The organism is Desulforamulus profundi (assembly GCF_002607855.1).
The window spans coordinates 1-2,573 of the sequence record NZ_AWQQ01000150.1; the positions used below are offsets into that span (position 1 = coordinate 1).

The 2,573-nt window shown below is 51.6% G+C and carries 2 protein-coding genes and 1 pseudogene; all 3 read left to right on the forward strand.

Going from position 1 to position 2,573, the window contains the following annotated elements; genetic code table 11:
- Nucleotides 1-123: 123 nt before the first annotated feature.
- Nucleotides 124-633 carry a hypothetical protein gene (locus P378_RS18315; RefSeq protein WP_238473422.1) on the forward strand — a complete coding sequence of 170 codons (510 nt, stop codon included), beginning with the start codon at nucleotides 124-126 and terminating at the stop codon, nucleotides 631-633.
- A 179-nt stretch (nucleotides 634-812) separates the two neighbouring features.
- Nucleotides 813-1,855 (forward strand): annotated as a pseudogene (gene hrcA, locus P378_RS18320) (heat-inducible transcriptional repressor HrcA).
- Nucleotides 1,856-1,875: 20 nt separating this feature from the next.
- Nucleotides 1,876-2,573: TCP-1/cpn60 chaperonin family protein (locus tag P378_RS18325; protein ID WP_274378769.1), on the forward strand; the 698-nt coding region annotated here is incomplete at its 3' end.

Sequence of the window (2,573 nt, forward strand, 5' to 3'; positions counted from 1 at the left end):
GACTGCCGCCCGCTGGCGGCAGTCTGTGTCTGAGATAGTGAATTTACAACCGGATCATGTTTCTTGTTACAGCCTGCAGTTGGAAGAGGGAACTCCCTTGACCCGGGCCGTTGACCAGGTAGATTGGCTGCCTGCCCGGAAGAACTGGAGCTGGAGATGTATCGCATCGTTATAGAAATATTGGGCACAGCAGGCTATGAACACTATGAAATTTCAAACTTTGCCCGACCGGGGTACCGGTGCCGGCATAACTTGCTTTACTGGCACAACCAGGAGTACCTCGGACTGGGCCCCGCCGCCCACTCGCACCTAAACCAGTCAAGATGGGGAAATGTGGAGGATATTGATCAATACGTCTCTTTACTTCAAGCGGGCCAAAGGCCTACAGAAGAGATTCAATCACTTTCCGAAGGGGAACAGATGGAAGAGACTGTGTTCTTAGGCTTAAGGTTGATCCCGGGAGTAAACCTTGCTGATTTTCGCCAAAGATTTGGCATAGGTCTGACGGAAGTCTTTGGGAGACAGGTCAGAGAGTTAGAAAAGAAGGGTTTAGTAGAGCTGGTGGATGGGTATCTTAGATTAACAGGAAAAGGTTTACCGCTGGCTAATCAGGTATTCGCAGAATTTGTATAAACCCATTATGTTGCCGCTAATTCTTGAAAAAATAAAAAATTAAGCTGATGGCCGACGGCTGATGGTCAAATTGGTATCCTTGACAAAGTTTTTTCCATTTGCTAAATTTTAAATTAGATTAGCACTCATCAAATTAGAGTGCTAACACCCTTTAAGGGTGAGGCAGGGGGTGTGCCGACGTGAAAATGGATGAACGTAAACAGCAGATCCTGTTGGCCATCATAAAAGATTACATTAGCACCGCGGAGCCGGTTGGTTCCCGGACCATTTCCCGCAAATACAAACTGGGGGTCAGTCCGGCCACCATCCGGAATGAAATGGCGGATTTGGAGGAAATGGGGTTTATCGAGCAGCCCCATACTTCCGCCGGCCGGATTCCTTCCAACCTCGGTTACCGCTACTATGTGGATTGCCTGATGCAGTTGGAGCAGCTAACCGAGCAAGAAGAAGGGACCATCCGCAGCGGCTACGAAAACAAGGTCCGGGAAGTGGCAGAGGTTCTTAACCGCACCGGCAGAATGCTGGCGCAGCTACCAATTACACCGCCCTTGTGCAGACGCCCCAGTTGGGCAAGTGCTCCTACAAACATATTCAACTGGTCTTGATGGGGCCGGCCCAGGCCATCATCATTGTGGTGATGGATACGGGTGCTGTGCACCACCAAATGATGTCCGTGCCGGAGAACATCACCCAGCAGGACCTGGATCAGATTTCCGGCGTGCTGAATGCCAAACTCCAGGGCAAGACCATGGGCAGCATCAGGCTTACCCTGATCAAGGAGATTTACTTCGAGCTGGCCAGGCACCGGAATATTTTGGATTTAGCCATAGAATTAATGCAGGACCGCATCGCCTCGGCCAAGGAGGATAAAATCTACCTTGAAGGGGTATTTAATATTTTGAATCAGCCGGAGTTTCACAATGTAGATAAGGTGAAAGTGCTGCTGTCCCTTTTGGAACAGGAGGATACTTTACGGGATATACTGGAAACACCAGGGGATTCCCAGGGTATTACCATAAAAATCGGCAGCGAAAATAGCCGGCAGGAGATACAAAACTGCAGCATGATTACCGCCACCTACCAGGTGGGGGATAAAATCCTGGGAACCATTGGTATATTGGGACCCACCCGGATGGATTACGCCCGGGTGGTTACTGTGATTGATTGCATGTCCCGTAATCTTTCCCGCACCCTGGAGCGTTTGCTGAAGGGTCAGGGTTAATTTTAAGGAGGAACTTTTCCGTGAGTCTCAAACAACAGGCCAGTCAGGGTGCCGAGATCAATGAAAAATTGGCTGCCCTGATGACCAACTCAAATGCGGTCCGGGCCATTGCCTCTGCCGTTGAAGGCACCCTGGGGCCAAAGGGCTTGGATACCATGCTGGTGGATAAATTCGGTGAGGTGGTCATCACCAACGACGGGGTAACCATTCTTACCATGATGGAAGCCAACCACCCGGCTGCCCGGATGGTCATTAATATTGCCAAATCCCAGCAGGAAGAGATCGGGGACGGCACCACCACCGCCACCGTCATGGCCGGTGCTTTGGTGAGCGCCGGGGTAGAGCAAGTGGTCAAGGGGGTTCCGGTGGCCCGGGTCATCGAAGGAATCCGGGCCGGGGTAAGGCGGGCACTGGAAGTAATGAAGGAGCAGGCCATTCCTTTGGAGGATTTGCAGCACCCCTGGCTCAAGCAGGTGGCCCTGGTGGCCGGCCGGGAACACCAGGATATCGCCGACCTGGTGGTGGAAGCAGCCCGGTTGATCGGCAAGGAAAAACTTCTCGATCCCAACTTCAAGTTGTCCGACACCGTTACATCCGAAGAAGGGGCTACCAACCAAGTGTTTATGGGCGTTATCCTCAACAAGGAAACCATGAACAAACAAATGCCCCGTCAATTGGAGAATGTAAAGGTCCTGGTGATTGATGACGCGCTGGAACC